3 protein-coding genes and 1 tRNA gene are annotated in these 6,737 nt (G+C 47.4%); 3 read left to right on the forward strand and 1 reads right to left on the reverse strand.

Going from position 1 to position 6,737, the window contains the following annotated elements; genetic code table 11:
* The first annotated feature begins 47 nt into the window (after positions 1-47).
* Positions 48-140: transfer RNA gene (locus HA494_09415), tRNA-Val, on the forward strand.
* 175 nt (positions 141-315) lie between these two features.
* On the opposite strand, the gene HA494_09420 is transcribed toward HA494_09415, so the two are convergent.
* Complete coding sequence (locus HA494_09420; GenBank protein NHV97980.1) at positions 316-1,764, reverse strand: ABC transporter substrate-binding protein; 1,449 nt, start codon at positions 1,762-1,764, stop codon at positions 316-318.
* A gap of 474 nt (positions 1,765-2,238) precedes the next feature.
* Here HA494_09420 and HA494_09425 point away from each other — a divergent pair, with 474 nt between their 5' ends.
* Together HA494_09425 and HA494_09430 are read left to right on the forward strand one after the other, a co-directional pair.
* Positions 2,239-5,646, forward strand: a complete 3,408-nt coding sequence (locus tag HA494_09425; protein NHV97981.1) for a molybdopterin-dependent oxidoreductase — start codon at positions 2,239-2,241, stop codon at positions 5,644-5,646.
* On the forward strand, positions 5,643-6,473 hold the full coding sequence (locus tag HA494_09430; GenBank protein ID NHV97982.1) for a 4Fe-4S binding protein: 831 nt from the start codon (positions 5,643-5,645) through the stop codon (positions 6,471-6,473). Before HA494_09425 ends, HA494_09430 begins: the two co-directional genes overlap by 4 nt.
* The last annotated feature ends 264 nt before the right edge of the window (positions 6,474-6,737 follow it).

Here is a 6,737-nt window from a genome sequence, read left to right on the forward strand (position 1 = left end):
CAAGAACGATTATAAACCCATGTTTGACAACTCTATGCCCAGAAAGAGGGCCGGTCGTCTAGTCTGGTTAGGACAACAGCTCTCTGGGCTGTCACGCTCTGACACGGCGTAGGTCCCAGGTTCAAATCCTGGCCGGCCCACCTGACCATCTTTCTCATCGTGTCCAACGTTGGAGCCTCGCCTTTTTATCCTAGCTGGTTCTAAAACCGCTACCCTTAGTAGGGGTGGAGGAAAAATATGAAGGGGCTGGTCGTGAATCTGGCGGTACCTTACCGCTTCTCGCTTATCTGCGCTGTAGCCCTATTCAGCTGCTTGTTATGTTGGCATAGGATAGATCGGCTCGGTTGTCTTCATCTTTTCCGGCCATACGGCGTAGAAGCTCAGACCATTGGCTTGCCAAGGTGTGTTAGGTTTGGCTGGAAGGATTTGGCACATAGCGAAGGTTTCTAAAGCATTTACCCTGTGACCGTTTGGACCGTATTTAACGTGCCCGAACCAAGGTATGTCCAGATCGGTCTCCGCTATGGCGTTTCTGATCGCTTCTGTATCTAGGCTCTTAGCCCTTTCGATAGCATCCTTCAGTATGTAGAGGTTCAGGTAGCCGTCGCAGGCGATGTTGTCCAGAGGTTTGCCGAATTTTTGCCAGAATTTTAGACCCACCTTATAAACCTCGTTGTAATCTGGGTAGTTTCTATCTGGCCAATATTGTGTCTGAATGAACCAGCCCTTCACATATTTCCCAGCTAGTTCTAAAAGATCGATGTTTTGCATCCCAGCCTCCACCACAACAGCTTTGGGTTTGTAACCAACCTCATCCATCTGCTTCGCCATTAACACGGCATCCGTAATATAGGCTACGAAGAGTAAGACATCGGGGTTAGCGGCTTTCAGCTTTTCGATTAGAGGCTTGAAATCCAAGCTCCCAGCAGGATATCCTTCTTCTGCTACGACAGTAAACATGTATTGCTCTGCAAGTTTAAGAAAAGCGTTTTTAGTGCTCTCTCCGCGTAGGGTCTTTTCATAGACTATACCTACAGTCTTAGGTTTGATGACTTCCTTAACAAATTCCATGGTGGCTTGAGTAAATTCAGATGCGCTCTGAACATTACGGAAGAAATACTTATACCCTTTGGCTGTAAGTTCATCAGCAGCCCCTCCTATTGCCAGCAACGGTACCTTATAGCGCTCACAGGGCTCCTGCATAGTAGATATCGCTGCGCTCATGTAGGCTCCGGTCACAACCTGCACCTTATCCACGGTTATCACCTTCTCCGTAGCCGTCAGAGCAACCTTAGGGTCTCCTGCAAAATCCTCAACAAATAGCTTGATCTTGGCCCCAAGAATCCCACCAGCTCCGTTGATCTCTTCGGCAGCTAATTCAACACCTCGACGCCCTTGTTGACCAAAGGTAGCAAGAGCACCTGAAATAGGTAAGACTACACCAACCCTAACTTCCTGCCCCTCTAAAAGAGGCTTCGTTGGTGTAGTGGTTGTTGCCGTTACTGTTGTTGTTACTGTTTTTGTTATCGTGGTTGGTGGTGGTGTTATCGTCACGGTTGTAGTTGCAGGTGCTCCCGGTGCTAGGGTTGTTGTTGATGTTACTGTTTTCGTAACCTCCTTAACAACCTCCTTCACAGGAGCAGCCAATGTACCAGCATAGTACGCACCAACACCAGCCACGACACCAGCAACTATAGCTGAGACAGCAACCGTCAAGAAGCCCCTCCTAGAAACACCACGCCTAGAAGATACACCGTCTTCCATAGCAAAAGATAGTGGGTAAAGAATTATTTAAACATTACGAACGGAAAGATAAGGAAAAAGTAGAGGAAAACACTAAAAAACCTGTAGGACTAAGCCTTAGGACAGCAATAGTTGAAAAACCTATATTCTGTCTTCCGCACCTACTTTATGCCACCATCTTATGGATAGAGTGTGTCACCTTCCGTATTGCTCTAGAATTTAGTTAGAGGGGTGCTTGACTTTCTTTCATCCTTCCCATAGTTGATAAACGCTTCACGGTATCTTGAAACTTTGTGGAGCGTTGGTTAAGCTCTGGACGTGCATATAGATGTGCGTTCCCCTGATTCAAGCAAATACTTCTAGAATCCCTATTACTCCTTAAACAATATCCAAACGAGCAATGTTGAATAGCTATTATCTGTTTAACGCATGGTTTGGAAGCGCTAGTTTTAAATTTTAAATAGAAGGTAATGCTAGCCTAGATTGGTGCGATATTTGGATAGCTACTTGAGACCTTTTCAGGTTAGGTGGAGGATTTATTCCCTGCTTTCAAAAATCTATGAGAAGGAGACAACGGCCGAATCGTTGCAGAATCTCCTTAACGACGTAGACAGCATCTTAACCGCTGAATCAGAGCTACTAGACGGTGCTTTTGCAAAGGTCCTTGAACACGTGCGCTCTCTACGTATGCTGATAAACGATCTTCTGAAGCAGGATTCGAAGCAGATTCAGTCTTCGCTAGCGAAAGAGTACGCACATCTCTTCCTAGGCTTTGGAAAGTTCCACCCCTCAGAGTCCTCATACAGAAGCGATAACGGATCAATTATGCAAGAGTTTAGAGACGATGTGGTGGAGACATATAGAAAACTAGGGGTTAGAAAGGTTGACGAATATAGGGAGCCTGAAGATCACATAGCGGTTGAGCTTCAATTTATGGCTTACCTCTGCCGTCGAACCATCGAGGCGCTTAACGATGGCGGAAGATTAGATGAGGTAAAGAAGTATCTGGAGGCTCAACGCGATTTCATCAACAACCATCTTGCTTTGTGGGCACCCGGGCTTGTCAAAGACATCTTAAAGAGTGCTGAGAACGGTTTCTACAAGGAGGCTGCTCAACTAACAGCCGAGTTCATCGAAGCGGAGAAGTTGGCGATATCCAAGCTAATGAACGTCAGAAATATGCCCAACCCAAATAAGTCGGTGTCGGAGGAAATTCCAAAAGAAAGTCTGCTTACCTCCCTCGACCCAGCGGAAAAAGAGGAAGAAACCAAATCATATTATAAACTACTTGGGTTATGTGGCGTCGGGTACGGAGGGAATCTGGTTAAAGTCGATTGCAAGAACGGAAGAATATTAAGAATTAGGCCAGTACACTATGAGTGGGCGCATACGAAAGAAGAGCTTGAGAAGATACGTTGGGAGGTTGAGGCAAAGGGGAGAAGATTCGCCCCTAAGATGAAGGAACTTGCCGCACCATTCGCCATAGTGTACAAGAACCGCGTCTACTCTCCTAACAGAGTTAGGTACCCATTAAAGAGGGTTGACTGGGATCCGAAAGGCGAAAGGCATCCTGAAAATAGGGGTAAGAGCGGCTATGTGAGAATATCGTGGGACGAAGCCCTTGACATAATAGCTGATGAGATAAAGCGGATAAAGGACAAGTACGGATCGACATACGCAATCCTCGCTCTATCCGACGGACATCAAGAGACGAAAAGTGTTCACGGCATGCACGCGACTATCACAGAGCTTCTCATACACCTAGGCGGCTCAACCTGGGCTGTGAGAAACCCAGACAGCTGGGAGGGGTGGTGGTGGGGTTCAAAGCACGTGTGGGGTATGGAGCCTGACGGTCTACAGCATCCACAGACTAACGTATTACCCGACATCTTGGAGAACACGGAGGTGATGTTATGCTGGGGATGCGACTATGAGACCACGACCTGGGGGTTCGGCGACCAAGGCTTTAGCTTATGGGGGTTCTGGTTCACACAAGTTGGGATAAAGCAGATATTCATCTGCCCAGATCTAAACTACGCTGCAGCGGTTCACGCTGATAAGTGGATTCCGATAAGACCTAATACAGATGCTGCGCTGCAGCTAGCGATAGCCTACATCTGGATCACGGAGGGAACCTATGATAAAGAATACGTCGCAACACACACAGTTGGGTTTGATAAGTTTAAGAGCTATGTTCTTGGCGAAGAAGACGGCATCCCCAAGACACCCAAATGGGCTGAGGAGATAACTGGCGTCCCAGCTAGAATAATTAAGGCTCTAGCAAGGCTTTGGGCAACAAAGAGAACCTCAATCTGGCACGTCTTCGGCGGCCCATACATCAGAGGACCATACGCTCATGAGCCAGGTAGGCTTGAGGTTCTGCTACTGGCTATGCAAGGGGTGGGGAAGCCTGGGGTTCAACAACTACATAACAGCTGTGTAGGTTTAGATACACCATTCCCGAGGCCTCTATTCGCCCCGTTCATCTGGGGTGTCGTTCACGGCGGAGTCTATTCACGCCTCTGGTTCCTACCGTATCACAAAGTAAAGGAGTGGTACAGCGAGGTGTTAAAGCAGTTCATTCCTAAGACCTTAATCCACGAAGCGATTCTAAATCCTCCCGTAACCTTCTACGCCATGTCACAATCTAGGATGAATATAGCAGAGCAGTTCGTTAAGTACACATATCCGGTAGAAGGGTTACCCGAAGTGCATATGATCTGGAACGAAAATGGATGCTGGATAACCTGCTGGAACTGCGGATACAGGATGATAGAAGCCTTCAGAAGCCCAAAGATAGAGTTCATCCTAGCTCAACACATGTGGTTAGAGAATGACTGCCTCTTCGCCGACCTCATCCTACCAGTTTCAACGAAACTCGAGGAGGAAGATATCGGGATAATAGGGGCTGCGTGGTCAACCAAGCAGCACTTCGCCATCGTCTACGAGGGGAAGTGCATCGAACCAATAGGCGAATCTAAAAGCGACTATGAGATCTGCTGCTTGATCGCCAAGCGGCTCGAAGAGAAGTACCCAGAGGACTTCAAGGGTATATACGAGAAGTTTACTCAAGGTAGGACGATCGAGGACTGGATAAAGCTTGGTTTCGAGAATTCGGGGGCGGCTCAGTACATAACCTTCGAGGAGTTAAAGAAGAGGGGCTTCTGGCTTGTGCCCACCGATCCAGAGTGGAAGAAGTATAAGCCTGGTCTGAGGGCGTTTTACGAAGATCCTGAGAAGCATCGGTTGGCAACACCGTCAGGTAAGATAGAGTTTTACTCAGAGAGGTTAGCAAAACACTTCCCTGATGATAAGGAAAGACCGCCTGTGCCACACTTCATACCCTATGGTGAGTCCCACCAAGAAAGCCTTCTCCACCCAAGAGCTGAAAAGTACCCGTTTCTAATAGTCTCTAACCACCCGAGGTGGAGGATGCATGCGCAGCTTGATGACGCAGCTTGGCTGCGTGAAATACCTACTTGTAAGGTCAAGGGGCCAGACGGATACCTCTACGAGCCGGTTTGGATCAACCCGCTAGATGCGGCCAAGCTAGGTGTCAAAACAGGTGACGTAGTGAGGGTCTACAATGAGCGGGGCTCAGTATTATGCGGAGCGTACGTAACCCATCGAATCATGCCTGGCGTCGTTTACGTAGATCACGGTTCAAGAGCCGATTTAATATCGATTGAAGACAAGTTGGATAGAGGCGGCGCGATTGACTTGATAGCACCTATCAAGACCACATCAAAGTATGCTCACGGCATGGTTGTAAGCGGCTACCTGGTGAACGTCGAGAAGGTTGACTTAAGTCAGCTGATTAGTAGCTACCCGACTCCGTTCATGAAACCTTATCATTACGCAGCCGGCCTTTGTTACGAATCTGGGGTGGGTGTCAAGCAATGAAGGTATTTATTGTGGATCTATCGCTCTGCAAGGGCTGCTACACCTGTCAGATAGCTTGCAAAGATGAGCACGTTGGCAACGACTGGTTGCCGTATGCAAAGGCGCAGCCATTTACTGGACACTTCTGGTTAAAGATGGTTGAGAAGGAGAGGGGGTCATATCCAAAGGTTAAGGTCACCTACTACCCCTACCTATGCTTCCACTGCGACGAGGCACCTTGCATACCATCCTGTAAGGTTAAGGCGATCTATAAGCGGAAAGACGGTCTTGTAATCATCGACCCAGTAAAGTGCAACGGCTGTAGAGACTGCTTGTACGCTTGCCCGTTTGACGTAATCTACTTCAACGAGAACTTGAACATAGCGCAGAAATGCACAGGCTGCGCACACCTAGTGGATAAAGGAGATGCCCCGAGATGTGTCGACGCCTGCCCGAATGAGGTTATTAAGTTCGGTGAAGAAGAAGACTTCAAAGACCTTATTAAGGAAGCATCAATCCTCAAACCAAACCTTGAACACGTAAAGCCAAGAGTACTTTACCTACACACTGAACTTCTGAAACCATTCTTAACAGGAGCTGTATACGACCCTGAGAAAGACGAATGCATCGAAAATGCCAGAGTAACGCTGACCAACAACATAACCGGGGAAAGAAGAGAAACCACAACAGACATATTCGGCGACTTCTGGTTCAAAGGTTTAGAATCTTCGACATACGAGGTTAGAATCGAAAAGAGCGGCTACTTCCCCGTTAAAATAGAAAACATAAAGCTTGACGAGGATGTTAATCTCGGAGACATAAAGATGTATCAAACACCTCAAACTTGATTACTGACTCGCCTAAACCACACACCACAACCTTTCTTACACCAGTAGCTTAATTAACGTCAAGGAGACTCTGAGAAAAATATGGGCCGTTCATAGAGAAGATAGCCATAGATTCAAACGCTATCGTGCTTAGAGACAATAGGATCGGTAGGATAGTTGAATGCATAGTTAAGGAGGGTGAACTCTACTGCCTACACTGCCAGAGCCTAAACTGTGTACACATCTGTCTCTTATACACATCTGACGCTGCCGACGATCTTACGC

This window comes from Nitrososphaerota archaeon, assembly GCA_011605775.1.
GTDB lineage: Archaea > Thermoproteota > Nitrososphaeria > Nitrososphaerales > JAAOZN01 > JAAOZN01.

What these genes read in the sequence shown, in the direction of transcription:
- HA494_09420 (NHV97980.1), bottom strand. Translation starts at nt 1,764, where the DNA reads ATGGAAGACGGTGTATCTTCTAGGCGTGGTGTTTCTAGGAGGGGCTTC.
- HA494_09430 (NHV97982.1), top strand. Translation starts at nt 5,643, where the DNA reads ATGAAGGTATTTATTGTGGATCTATCGCTCTGCAAGGGCTGCTACACC.